Source organism: Streptomyces sp. PH10-H1, assembly GCF_030063355.1.
GTDB lineage: Bacteria > Actinomycetota > Actinomycetes > Streptomycetales > Streptomycetaceae > Actinacidiphila.
In genome coordinates this window covers 1-23761 of sequence record NZ_JASISZ010000047.1, presented here as the reverse complement: position 1 = coordinate 23761, position 23761 = coordinate 1, and the positions used below count along the sequence as shown (strand labels likewise).

Here is a 23761-nt window from a genome sequence, read left to right as displayed (position 1 = left end):
CGCCGCGCGGGTCCATCCACTGTGGCTGCGACGTTTGCGCATGTCAGAGGCGAGTGGAGCCGATTGAAACAAGCGATCCTACGATTGCCGCCAGGACAGGTCCATGTCCCCGATTGGGGTGACGAGCGGGCCTCCTCGAAGGATCTGATAATCACTAACGGCCGTAGATCACGACCGCTAGTTCGATAACATTAGATCCTTCCGGAGGACGGTCTCGACCACGGACCACCCTGTCGTGCGCACGTCGAGCGGTACGCAACTGAGAGCAGGCCCATGGTCCGCCTACCGCTGGCTAGACGATAGAGAACGCCATCCAGGTATCTACGAGGGAATTTATGCTTCGCGTTGATGCGCTGATCAGCAGTCCGGTCTACCTCGTCGGCCTCATACAGATCCTCTCCGACGAAGGGATTGCCGTCGTCTCGACCCGCCAGTCTCCGACCGAACAGATTTCCTGGCTCGCCCACGCGGCCCTCATCGACGACGATGCCCTCGGGGCAACGCACGGCCTGGACGACATCGCCGAGGCAGCCCGGACCACGGCGGTCCTGGTCCTGCTCAGCAGTTGGTCGCTGCCGGCCGAGGAGTACCTGCGGGCAGGTGCCATCGGTGTGGTCCACAAGCACCAGTCGGGCAAGAGCCTGGTCGCGGCACTGCGAACCGTGACGGCCGGCGCCCAGGTGTTACCCGAGGGCCACGCCACGAAGTCCCCGGCGGAACGCCATGACCCGCTCGCCCTCAACCTCTCCGGGCGTGAGGAGCAGGTGCTCAGCCAGATCTCCCGAGGACTGACCCACGGTCAGATCGCCACCCGGCTCGGCATCAGCCCACACACCGTCGATACGTACGTCAAGCGCATCCGCGCCAAGCTCGGCGTCGGTAACAAGGCCGAACTTACCCGGGTGGCGCTTCTCAGCCAACTGACGAAGCCCGCCGCCTGACCGAATAGCGCCGCCAGAGCACCACAGAGGCCGCATGCATGTCAACGTTCAACCACCCGACAAGCAAGCTACCACCGAACTGCATGCCGTCGAGCACCGCCGGCAGCGAGCACTCATCGACGCCGATCTGGACACGCTGGACGAGATCTTCGACGACTCTCTCGTGCACACCCACGCACACGGCATCACCCACACCAAGACGCAACTTCTCGAACACACCGTCAGCCGGCGCCCCTACCTCGGCATCACCCGGGGCGAGTTGCTCATCCGGCTCGTCGGCGACGTAGCGGTCATCACCGGCCCGCTCACCAACCTTCTGCGTACGCCGGACGGCGGCGAACGCACGCTCGCGGGCGTAGCCACCCAGGTCCTGCACCGCCAGGAGCACGGCGGCTGGCGGTTCATCAGCTTCCAGATGACCCCGTTTGCCGAGCAGAAGTGACGGCATTCCTCGCGTTTCCGTAGACAGGCATAGTGCAGGAGGTACACATGACCGGCACCGGCATGACCGACGGTGACCAGCACGCGCTTGAGAGAGGACACCTGCCGACCGCCACGTACGGTGTGCGGCGCATGGGCAGGGTGCAGGTCACCAACCCGTCGGGGGCCGGCCTCGAACGGCACATCTGCGACCTGGCCGCGTACGGCAATCACGCGTTCCTCACGGCCTACCGTGAGCCGACGTGTGAGCGAACCGGCGCCTACGTCATCGACATCAGCGATCCACAGGCGCCGTTCGAGGTCGAGAGCGCGTTCATGGAGACGACGACGGGCAACTACGTCGGTGAGGGTCCGGGCGTCATCGAGGTCGACAACGAGTACTTCCGTGGTGCGCTGTTCGTCCACGGGAACGAGATCTACGCCCAGGCCCATGCGCCGGACCCGACCGGGCCGCGCCAGCGGGGCGGCATCAACATCTGGGACATCACCGACCCGGAGCACGCCGAGCTCCTGGCCGCCCACGCCGGCGACTACACGGACGTGAACGGCTCACCGGTGTCCCAGGCCGTCGAGGTCTACTACGTGTTCCCGTGGACCAACAGCTTCACCGGACGCACCTACATCGCCATGGTCACTGTCAAGATCACCACCGACATCTGCATCATGGACATCACCGACCCGCGCAACCCGACGATGGTCAACTCCCTCGACCTGCGAGTGCCGCCGTTCGGCGTCGCGCAGGAGTCCCCCGCGGGCCTCAACTCGCTGTTCGGACACGCCGTCAGCGTGCAGCGGACCGGCGACCGCTACGTCATGAACGCGACGTACTGGGACGGCGGATACGTGCTGCTCGACGTGACCGACCCGACGCCGGGCAACGTCTCGATGATCGCTCAGTCCTTCTACGCCGAACTGGACGAGGAGCGTGCGAAACACGGGCAACAGGTCGCACCGGAGGGCAACGCCGAACACTGCGCGCTCTCGCCCGACGCGCAGTATCTGGTGGGCGCCGACGAGAACTACGAAGCGGTGCGCCTGCTCGGCACCATCACGTCGGGGCCGGACGCCGGCCTGGAGTTCACCGCGGCCTGGAGCCCGGACACGGCACCGATCGACGACGTGGCCGGCATCTCCGGCACACCGACCTTCGTCGGCAACGGATGCCCGGGTACGGTGCGGCCCGGCCGCGGGATCGCGCTCATGGAGCGTGACGCTTCGCTGCTGACCGCCGGGTCGAATCCGGGGTGCTCCTTCCAGGAGAAGCTGGACGCCGTCGCCGCGGCCGGCTACGCGGCGGGCATCGTCTTCAACCGCCAGGGGCCGGACGCGCTTCATCAGTACCCCACGTCGGCCAAGGGACCGATTCCGCTGATCTTCGTCAACCGCCTGACCGGTCTGCGGCTGCTCGGGGTGACCGGTGTGACCGAGGAGACGGCCGGCTCGACCGCGACACCGGCCGCGCCGGACATTCCCGCGATCGACCTCAGGTCGGTGTTCAACGGATGGGGATACCTGCGGCTGTTCAAGACGGACATCCCGGCCGGCGGCGACGGCTCCATCGAACAGATCGATACGTACGCCATCACCGAGTCGCAGGACCCGAAGTACGCGATCGGCTTCGGCGACCTCTCGGCGTCCCACGTCGCGATCGATCCGGACCGCAGGCTGGTGTACGCCACGTTCTACTCGGGCGGGCTCCGCGTTCTGAGCTACGGCCCGGACGGCCTGCGGGAGGTCGGAGCCTACTGCGAGCCCGGCAACGACTTCGTGGGCGTCGTGGTCCACAAGATCGGTGAGAAGAACTACGTCCTGGTCACCGACCGCAACTACGGTCTCTACATCTTCGACGTCTGATCACACCACGAACAAACGCTGGTGGCAGGTCTCCTCGGAAGCCCGCCACCAGCGTTGTGTACTGCTCAAAGGTGTTGCGGCACTACGGCCAGGCGAGGCAGAAGGGGTGACCGGCCGGATCAGTGTAGACCCGGAATCCGGTGCGCGCGGAGGGATCGTCGGCCGACTTCACCAGCCGCCCACCCAGCTCTATCACTTTGTCGTGCGCGGCTTCGAGGTCGTCGAGGGAGAAGTCGAGATGAACCTGCTGCGACGAGGCCCCGTCCGGCCACACGGGCGGCACATGATCGGGCGCGAGCTGGACAGCCAGGTGCCAGTCCCCCTCGACCCAGACGTTGTGCCACGTGTCCTTCGCCTCGACCGTGCCGTCCAACAGCCCCGCCCAGAAAGCGCTTTCCGCATCAAGATCTGCCGTCTCGAATACGATTGTCCGGCGCCTGAAATCCACAAGCCACATCCTCTTCGGTCGAAGGCGTACCCAGCAGAATCATTCTGGCTTCCTCACCCGGCGAACAGCGGCCTCCGCGCTGCCCCTTGTTTTGGGGAAGCGCGCGGGCGGCCCGGCCCAGCCGCATCCGGCGCGGGGTTCACCCGCGGCCGCTAATGTCGACCCATGTCCAGCATGGGAGACGTTCCGCCGGAGATCCTGAACCAGCTGCGGCCGATCTGCCGGCAGCTGCCCGAGTCGTACGAGGAACCGGCCTGGATCGGCGTGCGCTGGCGGATCCGTACGCGGACCTTCGCCCACGTCTACACGCCGGATGTGGATCGCTACCCGGTCTACGCCCCGTATGCGACCGCAGGTCAGGGACCGGTCGTCATGACGTTTCGGGTGCCTGCCGACGACCTGCTCGGCCTGACCGCCGGCGGGCTCCCGTTCTTCCGTGCCGACTGGGGCCACAACGTCGCCGCCGCCGTCCTCGGTGACGACACCGACTGGACCGAGCTCACGGAACTGATCACCGACAGCTACAGCGAGATGGCCCCGAAGTTCCTCGCCGCCCGGGTCGCCCTCCCGCCTCCGACCGGCTGACCGGCGGCGGGCCTCTTCGGCGTCCCCGAATTATGCGGCACCGCGAGGCTTCCTCTCCGGCAGGGGCTTCCCAACAATCTGATCATGCGTCGACTCTTCGTGCACTCCCTTGTTCTGACTGCGGTCATGGGCCTGGCTGCGGTCATGGGCACCGCCGCCGCGCCGGCGAGCGCCGCACCCGCCGTTCCGTACATCCGCGGAACCAGCACGGTGCCCGTCTACTTGTATGCGGACGCGATCCGGGAGAGCGTCTGGGTTCAAACCCCACTGGACAACGACTACGACGGAGTGCCCGACAAGGTGGCGGTGGACGTGGTGCGGCCACGGGCCGGCAACGTCCGGGTGCCGGTCATCATGCAGGCATCGCCCTTCTACGGCTGCTGCGGCCGCGGCAATGAGAAGGAGCGCAAAGAATACGACGCGGCCGGCACGATCTCCAAGCAACCGCTCTTCTACGACAACTACTTCGTGCCGCGCGGGTACGCCGTCATCGCCGTGGACATGGCCGGCACCGGCCGGTCCACAGGTTGCACGGACACCGACGGGCGCGAAGACACGCTGGGCACGAAGGCCGCCATCGACTGGCTCAACGGTCGGGCGAAGGCCACGTACGCCGACGGGTCACCGGCCGTTGCGACCGGCTGGACCAACGGCCGGGTCGGCATGATCGGCAAATCGGCGGACGGGACGGTGACCAACGAGGTAGCCGCCACCGGCGTCGAGGGACTGAAGACCGTCGTGCCGATCGCTGCCACCTCCAGCGGATACGACTACGCGCGCCACAACGGCGTGGTGGTCAGCCCGGACGCCAACGAGTCCCTGTTCCACATGGTCACCAGCCGCCCGGCCGAAGCCTGCGCCCGGACACTGGCGGAACTCGACGCCGGCAGCGACGACGCGACCGGCGACTACAACGCCTTCTGGGCGGAGCGCGACCTTAGGCCGCACGCGTCGAAGGTGCGGGCCTCGGTCTTCCTGGTGCACGGGCTCAACGACGGCAGCGTGATGACGGACCATTTCGCCCAGTGGTGGAAGGGGCTGAAGGTGCCTCGCAAGATGTGGCTCTCCCAGGCGGGCAACGTCGACCCGTTCGACTTCCGGCGCGCCGAGTGGGTCGACACGCTGCACCGATGGTTCGACTTCTACCTGCAGGGCCTGCACAACGGCATCGACCGGGAACCGCAGGTGAGCATGGAGACCTCGCCCGGCAAGTGGACAGATCAGCCTGCCTGGCCGGCCCCGGGCGCGCACCAGGTGCAGGTCCAGCTGGGCAACGGCGACGGCACCACCGGCACCCTGGGCGGCCGCTCCGGCACCGGCGAGAGGACCTGGGTGGACAACCCCGATCTGTTCGAGGACGCCGCCACAGCCAACCCGAACGGTGCGGTCGCCGGCCGGGCCGCCTTCCTCTCCGGGCCGCTGACTCGCGACCTGCGGATCTCCGGAACCCCGGCCGTGACCCTGCGCGTCCAGGTGGACCGGCCGACCACCGAGCTCACCGCCCGGCTCGTCGACTACGGCACCATCCAGCGGGTCAACACCATCTACCCCAACGAGGGCATCCGCACGCTGGACACCGAATCGTGCTGGGGCGCGTCGACCGCGGCCGACGACGCGTGCTACCGCGACACCGCCCAGGACGTGGTGACCAGCGACCGCGGCATCCTGACCAGGGGCTGGCAGGACGCCGCACACCGGGTCTCCCTGCGCTTCCGGGTTCCGCTGCAGGCCGGCCGGTGGTACTCGATCACCGTGCCGATGCAGGCCACCGACCAGACCGTCCGGGCCAGGCACGTGCTGGGGGTGATCCTGCAGCAGAGCGACCTCGAATACTCGACCCCGAGCACGACCGGCGCCACCGTACGAATGGACCTGCGCGGCAGCCACCTGACCCTGCCCGTGGTGGGAAGTGCCGGGTTGCCGCAGCCGGGGAAAGCGGCGCCGCGGGTCAAGGCCGCTGCGGCCGCAACCAGCCACAAGGGCACCCACCGCCGGAACTCCTCGATCCCCTGAGCAGGTTGTCGCACCACCGTCCCGGACCGGCGCTCCGAGGGCGGCTGATCGCTACGGCGGCGGGCCACGGCCCGTCGCCTGCGCCCTGGCGCGGAACCGCCCGGCCCGCTTCTCCGGCCGGGCCGGGGTGGGCAACCGAGGTCGTCCCTTCCGACCATTCCTCGTCCCACGTGTCCGACGGATAGTCTGCCACCCGTTCCGGATGAACAGGCACGTTGCCGTACGTGTGGCGACAGGGTCTCCTGGGACAGTTCGGTCAGATTCGCATCCCCGAACTGCCAAGAGGCCCTGCCCTCATGCGCGAACAGCCGGAAGACAACTCCGACTGCACCCCTTTGCGACCCGCACGTTCCATGACCGGTTGAGATACGGCTTCTCGCTATCGACCCCGCTGGACGACGCAGCGATTCCCCCACCTGCGAATTCCAGGTCTAGCCTGCTGAAGTACTGCTCGAATGCATTGTCTGACCGCGCATTTCACACAGTTGGACACGGTGGCAGATCCCCGTTCCCCGTGCGCGATTCACGCCCTTTCGGATACGGAGGCAGGCGATTCATGTCCCATCTTTGCGTACACCATCTGATCGAGGCGCAGGCGGCGCGGACGCCGGGCGCGCCCGCGGTCGTGTCCCGCGACGGAGTCCTGAGCTACACCCAACTCAACGAGCAGGCAGGGCGGTTGGCCGGCCTGCTCGCCGCGCGTGGTGTGCGCCCCGAGGTTCGGGTCGGGCTGGCCGTCGAACAGTCGGCGCGCTGGCTGGTGGCGCTGCTCGCCGTCTGGAAGGCCGGAGGCGTCTACGTCCCGCTCGACGCCGCGCTCCCCTCCGAGCTGGCCGCCTCGATGCTGGCCGACGCCGGGGTGGAGCTGCTGCTGCACTCCGGATCCGGTCCGGTGCCGGCCGGTTCCGGCTTCGCGGTCGTAGAGCTGGCCGACCTGGCCGGCGCGGACCCCGTCGGCGCCGCGGCGCCGGCGATGTGGCCGGACAACCTCGCCTACTGCATGTTCACTTCCGGCTCCACCGGCCGGCCGAAGCCGGTCGGGATCTCGCACGCCAGCCTGGCCGGCCACGCAGCCGCGATCCGGTCCGAGCTGGGCCTGCGACCGGCCGACCGGTTCCTCCAGTTCACCTCGATGGCCGTCGACGCCTCGCTGGAGGAAGTGCTGCCGGTCTGGCTGGCCGGCGGGACGGTCGTGCTCCCGGACGCGCCGCGGCCGACGAGCGTCGAGCTGACCGAGCTGATCACCGCGCGCGGCGTGACCGTGGTGAGCCTGCCGAGCGCGTACTGGCACCAGTGGACGGACGACCTGCGGGCCGGGGTGGTGACGCTGCCCGAGACCCTGCGCACGGTCTTCATCGGCGGCGACAAGATCCGCATGGACAAGTTGGCCGCCTGGACGGCGGTCGTCGGCTCGCGGCCGGTGGACTTCGTCGCCGACTACGGGCCCACCGAGACCACGATCAGCTGCACCACGTACCGGCCGACCCCGGCAGACCTCCCCGACATCGGACTCGTGCCGATCGGCCGGCCATTGCCCGGGGTGACCGTACACCTGCTCGACGACGACCTGAAGCCGGTGGCCGACGGTGAGCCGGGTGACGTGTGGATCGCCGGCTTCGGGCTGGCCCGCGGCTATCTGGGCGCGCCAGCAGCCACCGCCGACCGGTTCTGCCCGGACCCGTTCGGGCCGCCCGGCACGCGGATGTACCGGGCAGGTGACCGGGCCGCGCGGCTGCCCGACGGGAACCTGCAGTTCCTCGGCCGCTCCGACCGCCAGGTGAAGATCCGTGGATTCCGGATCGAACCCGGGCAGGTGGAGAACGCCGTGCGGGCCTGCGCCGGCGTTCGCGACGCCGTCGTGGTCGCGGCCGACGACCCGGTTTCCGGCGCGCGCCTGATCGCGTACGTCGAGGCCGACGCGGCGCCGGACGCGGAGGCCGCGCTCCGGGTCGAGCTGGCCGGCCGGCTGCCCGCCGTCATGGTCCCGCAGACCATCGTCCGGCTGGACCGGATCCCGCGCTCCCCGCTGACCGGCAAGGCCGTCCCGTCCCAGTTGCCGCCGCCACCGGCCGTCGCCGACCGGCCCGGCCCCATCGCGCCGTCCACCACGGAGCAGACCGTCGCGGGCCTCGTCGCGGACGTGCTGGGCCGGTCGCCGGGCGCCGACGAGGACTTCTTCGCGGCGGGCGGCGACTCCTTGCGCGGGCTGCAGCTGCTCAGCCGCATCGCCCAGGCCATCGGGGCGGCGCTGACCTTCGACCAGCTGCGCTCGGCACCGACCGTGGCCGGCCTCACCGCGCTGGTGAACCGGGCGCCGCGGTACGAACCCGGCGCGGGAGCCGTCACGCCGACCGGCGAGCATGACGAGTGGCGGCCGGTGTCCCGTGGCCAGACCGCCCTCTGGTACCTGGACAAGCTGCACCGCGGCGCGGCGACGTACGCCGTGCCCCTCGGGTACTGGATCTCCGGTCCGCTCGACGTCGACCGGATGGACGCCGCGCTCACCGAGCTGCTGACCCGGCACGAGGCGCTGCGTACCACCCTCACGGAACGCGACGGCCGGGTCTGGTCCCGCCTCCAGCCGCCGGCGCCGGTCCGCACCCGGGTGACGGAGGTGGCCGACCGCGCCGCCGCGACACGCCGGGCCGAGGCGGATGCGGTCCGGCCGTTCGACCTGTCCGCCGGCCCGTTGCTGCGTTCCTCCTGCTACCGGGTCGACGACGTGAACCACCTCTGGCTGCTCGACGTGCACCACGGCTCCTTCGACGCCTGGTCGCTCGGGGTGTTCTGGCGCGAGTTCGCTGCGCTGTACCAGGGCCGCCGGCTGCCCGAGCCGACCGTGCGGTACGCCGACTACGTCGCCTGGCAGGAGCGCTGGCTGGCCTCGGAGGAAGCGGCCGGGCAGCGGCGCTACTGGACGGACCGGCTGTCCGGCGACACGCCGGCCGTAGAGCCGGGCAGGCCGACCGGGGCGCCGGGGCAGGCCGGGTTCTCGATACCGCTCAAGCTCGGCGGGCTCGGCCCGGCCCAGGTCGAGGACGTGGCCCGGGTCTGCGGGTCGACCCCGTTCGGCGTGCTGCTCGCCGGCTTCTTCGCCACGCTGCACCGGATGACCGGCGGCGCCGACGACATCGTGGTCGGCGTTCCGATGGCCGGCCGGGGGCGGGCGGGCACCGAGGAGCTGATCGGATACCTGGTGAACACCGTGCCGCTGCGGATGCGGCTCACCCCCCGGATGAGTTTCCGGGAGCTGGTGGAGCGCACCGATGCTGCGCTGGCCGAGGCACTGTCCCGGCAGGACCTGCCGTTCTCGGAGATAGCCGGCGGCGTCTCCCAGGGCGGGGACGCCGCCGAGAACCCGGTCTTCCAGACCATGTTCGTCCTGCAGTCCACCCCGGTGGACGACGGCAGTGCGATCGACGGCCTGGAGGTCACCGAACAGCTGATCCACTCGGGCACCGCCAAGGTGGCGCTGACCTGCACGCTGCGGCTGGACACCGGCGGGGTCACCGGCGAGGTGGAGTACGCCACCCGCCGCTTCGACCGCCCGTCCGCCGACCGCTGGCAGGACGCCCTGGTGACGCTTCTCGCATCGGCGCTGGCGGACCCGTCGGCGCGGCTGGCCGAGCTGCCGCTGCTGCCGCTCGCCGCGGCCACCGCCCAGGTGACCGCGATCAACGCCGACCACCGGGACCGCAGCGCCGCCGGCACACTGTTGGACGACGCCTTCCGCGCGGCGCTGGCCCGCGACCCGTCCGCGGTGGCCGTGCAGGCCGGGACGAACGCCGTCACCTACGCCGAGCTGGATGCCCGGGCCGAGGCGATCGCGGCCACGCTGGCCGCCGCCGGCATCGGTCCGGAGGCGCTGGTCGGGGCCTGCGTCGAGCGCTCGGCCGCCTCGATCGCCGCGTTGCTCGGGGTGCTTCGCGCCGGTGCCGGGTTCGTGCCGCTGGACGCCGGATATCCGGCCGAGCGGCTGCGCTGGATCGCCGCCGACTCCGCGATGGCCGCGGTGATCGCGTCCGCGGTGCCGGCCGGCCTGGAGGACGTGCCGGTGATCGACCCGGCCGCGGCCGCCCCGGAAGGCCGACCGGATGTCGGCGTCCACCCCCGCAACACGGCGTTCGTCTACTACACGTCCGGGTCGACCGGCCGGCCCAAGGGCGTGATCATCGATCACGGCTGCGCGGCGTCGCGGGTGGAGTGGATCGCCCGGCGCTACCGGCTGGCCCCTGGCCGCCGGGTGCTGCACAAGACCCCGCTGATCTTCGACGTCGCGATCTGGGAGATCTTCGCGACGCTCGGGGCCGGCGCGACGGTGTTGCTGGCCGAGGCCGGCACGGAGACCGACGTGCCGTACCTGGCCGAGCTGCTCGCCACGCCGGAGACCGTGCTCGCCCACTTCGTCCCGTCGATGCTGGACATGTATCTGGCCACGGTCTCCGCCACCAAATACCCGGGCCTCGAACACGTGCAGACGTCCGGCGAGGCGGTCCCGGCCGCGTTGCTGCGGCGGTTCGCCGCCCACTTCGACGTCGAGCTGGACAACGCGTACGGCCAGACGGAGACCTCGGAGGTCGCGCTGTGGAGCGGCCGCCTCTGGCCGGACGGCGGCAGCGTCCCGATGGGCCGGGCGGTCAACGGCTACCGGCTGTTCGTGCTCGACGAGGCTTTGCAGCCGGTGGCCCCCGGCGTGGTGGGCGAGCTCTACGTCGCGGGCGTGGACGGCCTGGCCCGCGGCTACCTCGGCCGGCCGGACCTCACCGCGGAACGCTTCCTGCCGCACCCCTGGCCGGTGACGCCGGGAGAGCGGCTGTACCGCACCGGCGACCTGGCCGTCCGGGACGACGACGGCCTGCTGCACTACGCCGGGCGGTCCGACGGCCAGGCCAAGGTCCGGGGCGTACGGGTGGAGCCCGGCGAGATCGAGGAGGTGCTGCGCGGCCACTCGGCGGTCGAGCAGGCGGCCGTGCGGATCCGGGAGGACGAGCCCGGCACCAAGGAGATCGTCGCCTATCTGGTGGGGCCCGACGCTGTCGTCCCCGACGTGGCGGAGTACGCGGCCGGCTATCTGTCCCGGTACCTGTTGCCTGCGGTGTACGTGAAGCTGGCCGCGCTGCCGCTCACCCCGTCCGGCAAGGTCGACCGGCAGGCGCTGCCGGCGCCGACCGCGCAGGATCGCGGGGCACGCGCCGGGATCTCGGAAACCACCTCGCTGATCGAGTCGCAGCTCGCCGAGGTGTGGTGCGGCCTGCTGAACGTCGAGGAGATCGGCCGGCGGCAGAACTTCTTCGAGGCCGGAGGCAGCTCGCTGTCGGCCCTGCAGATGCTGCACCGGGTCAAGACCCGGTTCGGGGTGGTGGTCACCGTACGGCAGTTCTTCAGCGCACCGACGATCGCGGGCGTGGCTGAGTACCTGGAGAAGGCGCTGGTCGCCGAGTTGGCCGTGCTGTCCGAAGACGACGCCGCGCAACGCGGCGACCGGGAGGGATGATCCGATGACCCCACTGAACGCCGACAAGCAGCAGATGCTCATGGAGCTGCTGCGCGAGCGGAGCAGCGCGACGCAGGGCCCGCGCATCACGCCGGTGCCGACGGGCACCCCGGTGCCACTCAACCCGCCGCAGGCAAGGATCTGGTTCTCCTGCCGCCAGTACCCGGACACCAGCGAGTACAGCCTGCCGGAGCTGCGGACCCTGGACCGGGCACTCGACCTCCCGACGTTGCGCGCGGTCACGGCGGAGCTGATGGCCCGCCACGACGTCCTGCGGGTGCGGATGTTCGAGCGCGACGGCGTGCCGATGCAGCAGGATGACGGTCCGATCGAGCCGCCGGTGACCTGGCAGGACCTGCGGCACCTGCCGACCGGTGAGGCGGAGGCGCAGGCCACCGCGAGCGGCAACCAGGCCGCTCAGCGCCCGTTCCCTCTCGACGGGCCGTGCTTCTTCCAGGTCATCGGGTTCGCCCTGCCCGGTGACCGGACCATGCTGGCGATCAACTTCCATCACATCGTCATCGACGGGCTGTCCCGGGCGATGGTCGTCGCCGAGCTCGACGCTCTGCTGGCCGGTCGGCCGCTCGATCCGGCCCCGCCGGTCGGCTTCCTCGACTACGTGGCCTGGGAGCAGGAGAACGCCGACGAGACTGCGGTCCAGCGCGACCTGTCCTACTGGACCGGCAAGCTGGCCGGTGACCTGCCGGTGCTGGACCTGCCGAGGGACCGTCCCCGGCCGGCCACGTCGAAGCGGATCGGGGGCACGGTGCCGCTCTCGGTCCCCGGACCGGTGCTGGCCAGCCTGCGGCAGCTGGCTACGGACGAGGGGAGCACCCTGTTCGTCGTCGTCATGGCCGCGTACAAGCTGTTCCTGGCCCGGATGAGCGGGCAGCGGGACATCATCGTCGGCGCCCCGCTGGCCGGACGGGACCATGAGGTCGCCGAGTCGATCGTGGGCTGTTTCGTGAAGTCGGCGCCGTTGCGCACCGACCTGAGCGGGGACCCCACGTTCCGCGAGGTCGTCCGCCAGGTGCAGGAGACCGTCCTGGAGGCACACGACCACCAGACGGTGCCCTTCGACCGGGTGGTGGCGGAACTCGGTCTGCCCCGGCTGTCCGGCGTGCAGGCGGTGTTCCAGACCATGGTCAACGTGCAGTCCACCGGAGCGGGCGGCACCGCCGATCTGGGCACCGAGCTGGACACGAACGCCGCGATGTGGGACCTGGCCGCGAGCCTGTTCACCGACCAGGACGGGATGAGCGGTGTCCTGGTGTACGACGCCGACCTGTTCGAGAAGTCGACCGCACTGCGCTTCGCCGGCGCCCTGGAGAGCCTGCTGGAGACGGGCGCCGGGCAGCCCGACGCGCGGGCGTTCGAGCTGCCGCTGCTGGCTCCGGCCGAACGGGAGCGCGGCCTGCGCGAGCTGACCGGATCCGAGCAGCCGGACGTCCGGTACCGAACGATGGCGCAGCCGTTCGAGGAGCAGGCCCGCCGCACCCCGGACGCGGTGGCGGTCCACACCGGCGAGGGTGCGGTGAGCTACGCGGAGCTGAACGCCCGAGCCAACCGGCTGGCGCGGGTCCTGCTCGACGCCGGGGTCCGGCCCGGCACGGTCCTGGCGCTGTGCCTCGACCACGGCGCGGACCAGATCGTCGCCCGGTACGCAGCGGCCAAGCTCGGCGCCCCGTACACGGAGATCGCGCCGGAGCAGCTGGCGGATGCCGCTCCGGACGTGGTGATCACCGATCGGGCGACGGCGGCCCAGGTGCCGACCGGATCGTGGCGGGTGGTCTCGTTCGCGGACGCCGAGCGGTGGGCCGAGGCGGCCACCGACGACCCGCCGGTGGCGGAAACCGGGTACGACCTGCTCCGCCTGGTCCGCACCCCCGGCCGGCCGGGGGCCGTCGCCCATCCCGTCGGCGGTGCGCTGGCCGAGCTAGCGGAACTGCAGCGCGCCCATCCCCTCGGCCCCGGCGAGGTGGTGCTCCCGGAGACCCCCGACGGCGCGTTCTGGCCGCTGTCGCACGGTGGCGCGGTCCTGCTCTGCCCGCCCGTGGTGCACCGGGAGCCGCGGCCCCTGCTGGAACACATCAACGCGTACGGCGTCACCACCCTGTGGACGACGCCGTCGGTGCCGCTGGACGGCGCCGGTGGCGGGTCGCTGCGCCGGGTCTTCTACGGCGGCGAGCCGGTGACCGTCGCCGGCTTTCCGGGCGAGGTCATCACGTGGCAGGGATGGCCGGAGACCGGCCGGGTCACCGAGGGGGGCCGGCGGATGGCCCACCACGACCTATACGTGCTGGACGAGACGCTGGAGCCGACTCCGGTCGGCGTCGCCGGCGAGCTGTACGTCGGCGGGGAGGCCGGCCTGGCCCGCGGTTACCACCGGCTGGCCGCACCGACCGCCGAACGGTTCGTGGCCGACCCCTTCGGCGCGCCCGGCGCCCGCATGGTTCGCACCGGCGAACTCTGCCGGCGCCGGGAGGACGGTGTGCTGGAACATCTCGGCCCGATCGACCGGCAGATCACGGTCCACGGCATGCGCATCGAGCGGGCCACCGTCGAAGCGGCCTTCACCAGCCAGAGCGGGGTGGCCCTGTGCGCGGTCACCGCGGCGCCGGAGGGCGGCCTCGCCGCCTTCGTGGTGCCGGCCGGTGATAGGGAACTGTCGGGGGCGGAGCTCGTCGGCGCCGCCGCCCGGCAGCTGCCCGACTATCTGGTGCCGGGCAGCGTGACGGTGGTGGAACGTATCGTCCGCGGCGAGGACGGCGGGGTCGACGTCGCCGCGTTGCTCGACCTGCGCGACGACGACTCACTCGTCGAGGACGAGCACTTCACCGTTCCGGAGACCCAGCTGGAGGCCCAACTGGCCGCGATCTACGCCCGGCTCCTGCGCCGGGACGCGATCAGTGTCACCGACAGCTTCTTCGACCTGGGTGGTCATTCGATGCTGGTGTTCAAACTGATCGAGGAGTGTGCGAGCGAGCTCGGCCTGCGGCCGTCCGTCCAGGACGTCTTCACCAGCCCGAAGGTCCGCGACCTGGCGGCGACGCTGGGTGCGGCGCAAGCCATCCCGGCGCTTGAGGACAACCTGATCGAATTGGTCGAGAACCCCGGCGCGCCACTGGTGGTCTTCGTGCACGCGGCGAGTGGTTCGGTGCTGCCGTTCTACGAGGTGGCCCAGCGGCTCGGCGGGGAGTTCGCGCTGTACGCCCTGCAGTCCCTGCCGGACGACCCGCAGGCGACGATCGAGGAGATCGCCGCCCGGTACGTGGCCGCCGTCGACGCGGTGCGCGGCGTCGCCCCCGTCGTACTCGCCGGCTGGTCGATGGGCGGCTGCGTGGCGGTCGAGATGGCCCGGCACTGGCTGCTGCGCGGCGAGCGGGTCGCCGCGACACTGCTGCTCGACACCTGGGCGCCGCCCTCGTTCATGTCCTCGGCGGAGGAGGCCGCCGAGGTGCGGGCCGCGTGCCTGGCGCTCGACGTGCTGCGCCTGGAGGGCGCCGAGTCCGGCGCCGAGGTGGCGCTGGCCGAGCTGACCGGGATGGTCGAGCGCAACCGCGCCGCGTTCCTCGACTACTGGCCGGAGTTCTACCCGGCCGAGGTGGAACTGCTGCGCGCCAGCGACCCGCTGCCCGCCGACGCGCCGAGGTTCCCTGCGGGTTACATGGACGACGACCGCGGGTGGGGCGCCTTCGTCACCGAGGTGGAGACCACCGAGATCAAGGGCAGCCACCTGAGCCTGTTCGATCCCGAGCACGTGGACCAGCTGGCCTCGGCGATCAGGGGCGCCATCACCCGGCGGATGAGTTACGAAGAGATCTGAGAGCCGGCGGCCGCCGCCCGCAGCTCGGGGTACATCGACCCGTCGTACGCCGCGGCGACCTGCTTCATCGGCTCGGCGGCGATGTCGCCCGGCTGGTACGGCCACCAGTTCACCAGGACCGTCAGCCGCTCCCGATGCTCCGGAGCGGCCGGCGGGTCCGGGTGCACGTCGCCCCGGTTGCCCACGGAGTGCCACAGATGCCCCGGGAACGTAACGTACAGATTCTCGGCCGGGAAGACGAACTCCCGGTCCTGCGCGTCCGGCGACGGCAACCCGCCGAAGACCATCAGCGGGCCGTCGTCGACGTCGGTCAGGTACATGACGCTGGACAGCATCGGGGACTCCAGCGCGACGGTCTCCGGGTCCTCGCCGATGTCACGGTGCAGACCGAATTCGAAGTTCGAGGCGTAGGGCGGAGCCAGCCGCCCGAGCCACCACTCGACGCCCACGGCGACCGCCCGTACCTCGGCGGGGATGTGGTGCACGAGATGGTTCTGGACGGCCGCCTCGACCACGTTGCGCGGCGGCGTCCCGAGCGAGTACCAGAAGGTGTAGTGATAGGGGCTGCGGCCACCCAGCCGGTCGGGTTGGGTGGCCATCGCGACGGCAGAACACAGCTGGTTCAGCGTCTCGGTGGGGAGCGCCTGCGCGGTGTGAGCGATGAGTGCCATGCCTTGGACGTTACGGGGCACCCCACGCTGTGGTCGATCGATCTTGCCGCTATCCCGGATCGGTCAGAACGGGCAGACCTGGGCGGCGCCGTCCGACGTCTGACCAGGCAGTCCTGCCCCGGCCGGCTGGCCCATCCCGGCCTGGCGCATCAGCCGGGCGATCGGCCGGCCGGTGCCGCTGTCATCGGCCTCGTAGCGCCGGATCACCGACTCCTGGACGTGCGCCGGCTTCTCCTGGCTGAACTTGAACAGCCCCTCCACCGCGTCGATCCGGAGCCGGAAGGCACCGACGCCGGGCAGGATGTGGCGGAAGTAGTCGACCGACGCACTCTGGTCCCAGCCGGCGCCGAAGCGGCTCTCCAGGCGCTCGGCCGTCCACCGGACGACCTCAAGCGTCTCCTCCGGCTCGTGGATCAGCTGGAGCTGCCCGCACACGTGCACGGCCGCGAAGTTCCACGTCGGGGCGGACGGGTCACCGGGGTAGACGGCCGGGGTGACGAACCCGCCCGGCCCGTCGAACATCAGCCGGGCGTACGTGCCGTCGGCCAGCGCCTTCCAGTGCGGGTTGGCGCGGTTGAGATGGCCGAAGAGCTCCGTGCCGGCCAGCGGGCCGGACTGCGGCTGGCCCGGAGCTACGAGGGCCGGCAGACGTGACGCCCACGGCACGGTCGCACCGTTGGTGGTGAGCGTCGCCAACGGGTGGCCGTCGATGATCCGACGGTGCCAGCTCTCGTCCTGGATCTGGTAATGGCTGGGCACGAACATGGCTACCGCCTCACACGATGGGAATTAACGGCACACCGCGTACGCCTGGCGGCCGCGCGGACCGGCCGCGGCCCGCAGGAAACCGGTGGCCGGATCGACGCCGGCCGAGCAGACCTTGCCGAGCGTGCCCTCCGGCACCACGTCCAGCCGGTGCCCCTTCTTCTCCAGCGCGGCGAGCACGCCGGGGTCGAACGAGCGCTCCACGACCACCACGCCCGGCCGCGAGGTGCGCGGCGCGAACGACTGCGCGAAGTGGTCGATGTGCCAGGCAGGCAGCTCGGCCGCCGCCTGCGGTTCGTATCCGAACTCGGCGACCGCGAGGAACGCGTGGAGCGTCCACTGGTCCTGCTGGTCACCGCCCGGCGTTCCGAAGGCCAGGAACGGCGCGCCGTCGCGCAGCACGATGCTGGGGCTCAGCGTGGTACGGGGACGCCGTCCGGGCGCGAGCGAGTTGGCGTGTCCCTCGGTAAGCCACGCCGTCTGGCCGCGGGTGCCGAGCGCGAAACCGAGTTCCGGGATTACCGGCGCGCTCTTGAGCCAGCCACCGCTGGGCACGGCGACGACCAGGTTCCCCCACGCGTCGGCGACCGCCACCGTGCAGGTGTTCCCGGCGCCGGCCCGCGGACCGACCGGGGTGACGGTGGGCAGGCCACTGCGCAGGTGGGCCATCCACTCCGGCTCGTCCGCGCCCGGCTCCTCCGGCTCCGCCTGCGGGATCCAGGGCTGGGCGCCGCCCGGCTGTCCCGGCTGCGGATCGAGGTTCGCCTGCTCGCCGATGAGCGAGCGCCGCTCGGCGGAGTAGTCAGCCGCCAGGAGCTCGGCCATCGGCACCGGCGTGTGCTCCGGGTCGCCGTACCACGCCTCCCGGTCGGCAAACGCGAGCTTGGCCGCCTCGGCGACGGTGTGGACGTACTCGGCACTGCCCAGCCCCATGGAGCGCAGGTCGCACCCCTGCAGGAGAGCCAGCTGCTGCAGGAACACCGGGCCCTGGGACCACGGTCCCGGCTTGTGGACGGTGAACTCGCCGTACGGCAGCGTGCACGCGGCCTCGACGCCCGGCCGCCAGGTGGCCAGGTCGTCGCCGGTCAGCAGGCCGCGGTGCCGCCGGCCGGTGGAGTCGAACACCTCGGTGTTGCGCGAGAACCGGTCGATCGCCTCGGCGACGAAGCCCTGGTAGAAGGCGGTGTGCGCCGCCTCGATCTGGGCTTCCCGGTTCGCCGACTTCCCCCGCGCCTCGCGGATCAGCCGTCGATAGGTGTCGGCCAGTACCTCATTGCGCATCCGGGACCCGGCTGCTGGAACCGCGCCGCCCGGCAGGTACGTGCGGCCCGACTCGGTCCACTCCGTCCGGAACAGGCCGGCCATGGCCCCGATCGTCGACGCGGCGGCGGGCAGCAGCGGGTAACCACCGGAGGCGTATCCGATCGCCGGCTCCAGGACGGACTCCAGGGGCATGGTGCCGAACTCGCCGAGCAGCCGCATCCACGCCCCGAACGCTCCCGGCACGGTCGCCGAAAGCAGGCCGCCCGCGGGCATCTGCTTGATGCCGAGCGCGGCGAACGCGTCCATGGTCGCCGCCTGCGGCATCGGGCCCTGGCCGCAGATGATGCGGACCGCGCCGGTCGAGCGCGAGTAGACAGCGATCACGACGTCACCGCCTGGCCCGTTCGAATGCGGCTCGACGATCTGCAGGGCGAACCCGGCAGCCACCGCCGCGTCGAAGGCGTTGCCGCCGCGCTCCAGGATGCCCATGCCGACGGCGGACGCGAGCCAGTGCGTCGCGGCCACGCCGCCGAGGGTTCCGGTCAATGCCGGTCGCAGGACGGTCATCGGCTCACTCCTCGGCCAGGCTCGTACGGAAGGTGGGCAGCGGCTGGGACGGAAGGCCGCATGCCTGCTGTGCGACGCCCAGCAGGATGTCGACGAGGCCGTTCTCGCACTTGATCACTTCGGCTCTCTGTAGCTCGGCCGGCCGCTCGTCGGCGTCACCCGCTGCGTACAGCCCGTTCGCGGAGACGTCCCGGGCGATGGCCACGAGCCGGCGCAGCAACTGGGCCACGACCTCGTGCCGGGGGACCGGGGCCCGCAGCGTCGTGAAATAGGAGTCGTAGATCAGCCCGGCGGGCCGGTGGCCAGGACCGCTGACGGCGGCCTCGCGCAGCAGCGACCGGCCGTTGGGGACCAGGCGCGCGGCGACCCCGTCGTGGATGAGGTGCAGCAGGGCGATGGCGTCCAGCAGCTCACCGGCGTCGGTTTCCGCGAGCCCGGGCAGTCGGCGGCGACGGAAGAGATCCCGGATCGGCCAGTAGTCCGGCGCCCAGGCCCCGCTGAACGCGCGGTGCCGCAACCGCATGCTCGGCCGGATCAGGACGTTGTAGAGGTCGGGCGGGCACGAGCCGGTGTAGAGCAGCATCGCGGAGTAGCCGTCCACGTAGCGGCTGATCTGCGGCAGCACCTCGTCGGCCGACCGGCGGCCCCGGCTGAGGTCGTCCACGAGCTGAGCGATCAGCCGCCACACGACGAAGCACACCTGGTGCCCGGTGAGCCACCGGAACCAGAACAGCTCCTCCCGCGATTCGCACGGCTGGACCTCGGGCGTCAGCAGGCCGCGTTCGCCGAAAGCGGCCAGGCACCGGCAGCTCTCGACGTAATCCTCGGCCGGAACCGCCTCCGCCGGGCCGTCGGGATCTCCCACCGCCGGCAGGATCAGCGGTTCGAGACCGTACCCGAATCCGCCGAAGTCCCATCTCCCGAAGGCCGGCAGGTCGCACAGCGCACCACTACCGGCCGGCTTCATGACTGGCCGTCCGGCACGAAGGTGAACTCGAACTCCAGCCCGTTGACGTCGTACGTGTAGAAGCTCTGCACGCCGTCGTCGTCGGTCACGATGTCGGTCGGCTGCTCGTCGATCGCGAACGTGTAGCGGCCGGACTCGTAGAGCTCGGTCCAGCGGCGCCGAAGCAGTACCAGGTCCTCGGGGGCGCTCACGCTGAAGCAGAAGTGCTGGAACTGCACAGCGCTCTCGGTCGGCTCGGACTTGCGGCCGGCCCGGCCGAGGAGGTGGAAGCGGACGTCGCCGAGGACCATCTCGGTCAACTCGCGAATCCCCGGCAGGCGGCTGTGCGTCAGTTCGGAGAACTTGTCGAGCGACCACGCCCGCCGGCACCCGAGAAAGTCCCCGTACCAGCGGACACTGTTCTCAAGGTCGTTCGTCTGCACTCCGACGTGATGAAACCGCGGCCTGGGAACTCTGACTTGGGCCGCCACGGTGACGGCCGATGGCGTCTCACTCATGTCTCATCACTCCAGCGGAGATAAGGCGCATCCGGACACTGCTGTCGCCATGTCATGATGGCCTCCCATTGCTGTTCAGGGAGTTCCCCGCTTTATGGGACAACCGGTGACGGATTCCCCGCCTTATGGGACAACGGTGACGGAATTGCCATGGCTGTTCAGCAGGAGTGACGGTTCTTCAGGCTGCAACAGCGACGGCGCTTGCAACTGGTCGATGCAACGCCCGTCGGCTGACGCCTTCCGCTCCGGTCGCTCCTCCCCCGCGCGGAACAGTCCTCCCACGCGAGGGCAGAAGCTGTCCGACAAGGCACTGGCGGCTGTCCGGGCACCGGTCGCGCACGGCTTCGCCCGGCGCGACTCCCATCCCTGCCTCTGCCGAAAACCTCATCCGCCCAGTTCACGCGGCGTGTTGGTATTCGTGGAGGATGCCGCCGAGTCGTTCGCGTCTGCGGATGTCGAAGTGGGTGATCTGCTCCGGATCGGTGACCGGAACCGGCAGCAGGTGCAGCGGGCGGGCGTTGGCGTTGCCCTGATGGGGCCGGTGGGAGTTGTAGTGCTCTTCGAACTCCCGTAGCGCGTGCAGCAAGTGTCGCTGGTTCCAGATCAAGGTGCGGTCCAGCAGCTCGCGCCGGCAGGTCTGCACCCACCGTTCCATGATCGAGTTCATGCGTGGCATCCGTACGCCGCTGAGCACCACCTCAATCCCCGCATCGGCGAGGACGGCGTCGAACAGGGCGGGGAACTTCCCGTCACGGTCCCGGATCAGGAACCTGGCCCGACAGCCGGCGTCTTCGAGGTCCATCACGAGGTTCTTCGCGGCTTGAGTGACCCAGGTGGCTGTGGGGTGGGCGGTGGCGCCGAGGATCCGGATCCGGCGGCTGGCGTGGTCGATCACCGCGAACACGTACAGCCGCGCCCCGGACAAGGTGACCGTCTCCAGGAAGTCGCAGACCAGCAGGGCGTCGGCCTGGGAGTACAGGAAGTCCGCCCACGTGCTGGAAGCGCGTTCGGGCGCCGGGTCGATGCCGGCTTCCTTCAGGATTTCCCAGACGGTGGAGGCGGCCACCTTGATCCCGAGAACGAGGAGTTCACCGTGGATGCGGCGATATCCCCAGCTGGGATTCTCCCGTGCGAGCCGCAGGACCAGGGTGCGGATGGAGCGCACGGTCCGAGGCCTTCCCGGGCGCCTGGGCCGGGAGGCGGCAGCGTGGCGGCGTGCGACCATGACGCGGTGCCAGCGCAGCACCGTGTCCGGACGCACCAGCAGTCGCACCCTGCGCAGCGCCTCCGACGGCAACCGGTGCAGCAGGGCTGCCAGGAACGCGCGATCACTTGGGGTGAACCGCACCCTGTCTTCGCCGAGTTGGCGCTGCAGCACCGTGATCTGATGGCGCAGCGCGAGGATCTCCGCGTCCTTGTCCCGGTCACTCATCGGCAGCAGGCACAGCATGGCGAACGCGTTCGTTGCGGTCAGGCAAGCCAGTCGCAACAGCACGACCGATCATCATGCCGGGGCGGTCGCCAACCGTGCGAGAGGCCCATTTAATGCGCCAGTGCCCGTGATCGCGCGCACCCCGCAAACCAACTCCCACCAGGGCGGCCGAGGTTATCGGCAGGGGCAGGGGCGGCGGCCCCTTGGCCGACGCGCATGACCGCACCCTCACCGCCCGGAAACAATCTTGATCATGGTGTCGGAGTCCGGCCCCGATTCCACGGTCGTGAAACCTTCGTCGGCATAGAGGCGGCGTGCAGGATTCGCCCGTTCGACGCTCAGGCTGATCCGAGTGAAGTCGCTTTCCTCCGCTCGTCGGGCCATCTCGGTCAACAGGGCGCGTCCCACTCCCTTGCCCCGCCATGACGGAACGACTCCCAGCGACAGTTCCGGGATGTCCGCGGCCACGAAGCCGTAGCCGGGATCGTCCGCGCTGAACAGACGCAGCCACACCGCGCCGATCACTCCTCCACCCGGCTCGACCGCAACCACTCCGAGATCACCCTGCCAGGGCCACCCCTCGAGATAGTGCGCTATCCGGCGGTCCCCGAGGGCCTGATCACGGCTGACCACCTCCCGAGCAGGGTCCCAGTTCACAGCAGCCACCAGCATGTCCTCACGGAACTCCGCATCGTCACCTGTGGCTGCCCGCAACAAAAATCCAACATCGCCCATGCGACAGATTTTGTACCAACGCCCAACCGGCGGCACATCCGACCCGGTGAACCTTCCCGGCCACAGCACTAGCTAGTGCTCTGACCGCATACGTTCGCCGGGTTGGTCGGGCTGTGGCTCGTTCTGCTCCAGTGGACGCGCTTCGAGCCACGGAGGGCGGCGTTCCTCCGCGCTAATCTGGCTCCGTGACGCAGCAAATGGGCACGGTGGTGCTGATGTGTGGCCTTCCGGGAGCGGGTAAGTCCACCTACGCGATGGAACTGGTGCGACGCGGTTACGTTCGACTCTCGATCGATGAGGCGGTCTGGCAACGACTCGGGCAGCGCGATGCCGGCGTGGTACTGGAGGCTGAGGCGTTCGACCAGCTCAAGGAAGAGGTCCGCCGCGAGCAGCGGCAGGAACTGGTCGAGCTGATGCTGGCCGGGCGCGACGTGGTGGTCGACTACAGCTTCTGGAGCCGCGCCGCCCGCGATGACTACAAGGCCCTGATTGAGCGCCACGGCTGTCAGTGGGAACTGGTCCACCTCAAGGCAGACCGGACCACGCTGGAGCGTCGTCTCAAGGCCCGGAACGGCGAGGAAAGCGCCAACTCCGTCACCGTGGACGAGAAGCTGTTCAACCGCTACCTGGCCAACTTCGAGGAGCCGAGGGGAGAGGGCGAGCAGGTCTTCATGCAGTCATCGACCTGAGTGCTTGAAGCGGCGCGGCGAAGAGTCGTCCGCCCCAGTGGATGCCCTTCTCGCTGCGGATGCGGGCGCGTTCACGGTGTTGGGCAGCGAGGGCAGCACCTTTCGTGCACCCCACGAGCAGCGCGTTGCAGGATGATCACATACCCATGCGCGCAGCTCAGCCACGATATGATCATCACAACCACCTGCCCAACCCACCCGGGGGAACACACCCGTGCTCAAGCGCCGTATAGCCGCTGTCGCCGTCTCGGCCACCGCCCTCATAGCCACCGGTCTCGCCGCCACCCCCGCCAGCGCCAGCGAGGGCCAGATCAAGCTCCAGGACAACCTCTGCCTCGACGTGGAGCCGTGACGCCCTGCGCTCGGGCATCGACGGCACCATGTCCCAAGCCTCCAGACGTTGCGACGTCCACCGCACCCCTTCACTTGGGGTGTTGCGACGACCACTAGTGTCCCGAGTCTCGGTTTCGCTGCATATCTAGTCGTTGGGGTTCGGGAGGCGGTTCAGGTAGCCGGCGAGGCGTTCGAAGATCTGGTCGGCGGTTTTGGTCCACTCGAATGGCCTGGGGTTCT

Annotated in this window: 17 protein-coding genes; 9 read left to right on the top strand and 8 right to left on the bottom strand. The window is 70.2% G+C overall.

Annotated features, from left to right (window positions below; all coding sequences use genetic code 11):
* Positions 1-335 precede the first annotated feature (335 nt).
* Genes QMK24_RS25570 through QMK24_RS25560 form a run of 3 tightly spaced genes read left to right on the top strand, consistent with a single transcriptional unit; the run spans position 336 to position 3236 of the window.
* The gene (locus QMK24_RS25570; protein ID WP_283469127.1) at positions 336-941 is read left to right on the top strand and encodes a response regulator transcription factor; all 606 of its coding nucleotides are present in this window, start codon (positions 336-338) and stop codon (positions 939-941) included.
* A gap of 34 nt (positions 942-975) precedes the next feature.
* Positions 976-1383 (top strand): nuclear transport factor 2 family protein, encoded by a 408-nt coding sequence (locus QMK24_RS25565; RefSeq protein ID WP_283469126.1) that lies wholly within the window; start codon positions 976-978, stop codon positions 1381-1383.
* A gap of 47 nt (positions 1384-1430) precedes the next feature.
* The gene (locus tag QMK24_RS25560; RefSeq protein ID WP_283469125.1) at positions 1431-3236 is read left to right on the top strand and encodes a PA domain-containing protein; all 1806 of its coding nucleotides are present in this window, start codon (positions 1431-1433) and stop codon (positions 3234-3236) included.
* An 82-nt stretch (positions 3237-3318) separates the two neighbouring features.
* Here QMK24_RS25560 and QMK24_RS25555 read toward each other — a convergent pair whose 3' ends face one another.
* Positions 3319-3684: a VOC family protein gene (locus QMK24_RS25555; RefSeq protein WP_283469124.1), complete on the bottom strand. Its 366-nt coding sequence runs from the start codon at positions 3682-3684 to the stop codon at positions 3319-3321.
* A gap of 165 nt (positions 3685-3849) precedes the next feature.
* On the opposite strand from QMK24_RS25555, the gene QMK24_RS25550 reads away from it, so the two are divergent.
* The 4 genes from QMK24_RS25550 (at position 3850) to QMK24_RS25535 (ending at position 15602) form a co-directional block, all read left to right on the top strand.
* Complete coding sequence (locus QMK24_RS25550) at positions 3850-4269, top strand: MmcQ/YjbR family DNA-binding protein (RefSeq protein ID WP_283469123.1); 420 nt, start codon at positions 3850-3852, stop codon at positions 4267-4269.
* An 84-nt stretch (positions 4270-4353) separates the two neighbouring features.
* Positions 4354-6282: a Xaa-Pro dipeptidyl-peptidase gene (locus tag QMK24_RS25545; RefSeq protein ID WP_283469122.1), complete on the top strand. Its 1929-nt coding sequence runs from the start codon at positions 4354-4356 to the stop codon at positions 6280-6282.
* Positions 6283-6838: 556 nt separating this feature from the next.
* Entirely contained in the window at positions 6839-11776 is a 4938-nt protein-coding gene (locus QMK24_RS25540; RefSeq protein ID WP_283469121.1) for a non-ribosomal peptide synthetase, read from the top strand.
* 4 nt (positions 11777-11780) lie between these two features.
* Positions 11781-15602 (top strand): non-ribosomal peptide synthetase, encoded by a 3822-nt coding sequence (locus QMK24_RS25535; RefSeq protein ID WP_283469120.1) that lies wholly within the window; start codon positions 11781-11783, stop codon positions 15600-15602.
* On the opposite strand, the gene QMK24_RS25530 is transcribed toward QMK24_RS25535, so the two are convergent.
* From QMK24_RS25530 to QMK24_RS25500, 7 genes are all read right to left on the bottom strand, one after another.
* Positions 15587-16273, bottom strand: coding sequence for a hypothetical protein (locus QMK24_RS25530; protein WP_283469119.1), 687 nt, complete (start codon positions 16271-16273; stop codon positions 15587-15589). The genes QMK24_RS25535 and QMK24_RS25530 overlap by 16 nt on opposite strands.
* Before the next feature lie 63 nt (positions 16274-16336).
* Positions 16337-17038, bottom strand: coding sequence for an FMN-binding negative transcriptional regulator (locus QMK24_RS25525; RefSeq protein WP_283469118.1), 702 nt, complete (start codon positions 17036-17038; stop codon positions 16337-16339).
* Positions 17039-17062: 24 nt separating this feature from the next.
* Positions 17063-18868, bottom strand: coding sequence for a gamma-glutamyltransferase family protein (locus QMK24_RS25520; protein ID WP_283469117.1), 1806 nt, complete (start codon positions 18866-18868; stop codon positions 17063-17065).
* A gap of 4 nt (positions 18869-18872) precedes the next feature.
* Complete coding sequence (locus QMK24_RS25515) at positions 18873-19835, bottom strand: 3-methyl-L-tyrosine peroxygenase-related protein (protein ID WP_283469116.1); 963 nt, start codon at positions 19833-19835, stop codon at positions 18873-18875.
* A complete protein-coding gene (locus QMK24_RS25510) occupies positions 19832-20332 on the bottom strand; it encodes a VOC family protein (RefSeq protein ID WP_283469115.1) in 501 nt (166 codons plus the stop codon). Before QMK24_RS25510 ends, QMK24_RS25515 begins: the two co-directional genes overlap by 4 nt.
* Positions 20333-20729: 397 nt before the next feature.
* Positions 20730-21827: an integrase core domain-containing protein gene (locus QMK24_RS25505; protein WP_283469114.1), complete on the bottom strand. Its 1098-nt coding sequence runs from the start codon at positions 21825-21827 to the stop codon at positions 20730-20732.
* A gap of 165 nt (positions 21828-21992) precedes the next feature.
* Complete coding sequence (locus tag QMK24_RS25500; protein WP_283469113.1) at positions 21993-22499, bottom strand: GNAT family N-acetyltransferase; 507 nt, start codon at positions 22497-22499, stop codon at positions 21993-21995.
* Positions 22500-22684: 185 nt separating this feature from the next.
* Between QMK24_RS25500 and QMK24_RS25495 the strand changes: the two genes are divergently transcribed.
* Together QMK24_RS25495 and QMK24_RS25490 are read left to right on the top strand one after the other, a co-directional pair.
* A complete protein-coding gene (locus QMK24_RS25495; protein WP_283469112.1) occupies positions 22685-23188 on the top strand; it encodes a P-loop nucleotide/nucleoside kinase family protein in 504 nt (167 codons plus the stop codon).
* A gap of 214 nt (positions 23189-23402) precedes the next feature.
* On the top strand, positions 23403-23540 hold the full coding sequence (locus QMK24_RS25490) for a hypothetical protein (RefSeq protein ID WP_283469111.1): 138 nt from the start codon (positions 23403-23405) through the stop codon (positions 23538-23540).
* The last annotated feature ends 221 nt before the right edge of the window (positions 23541-23761 follow it).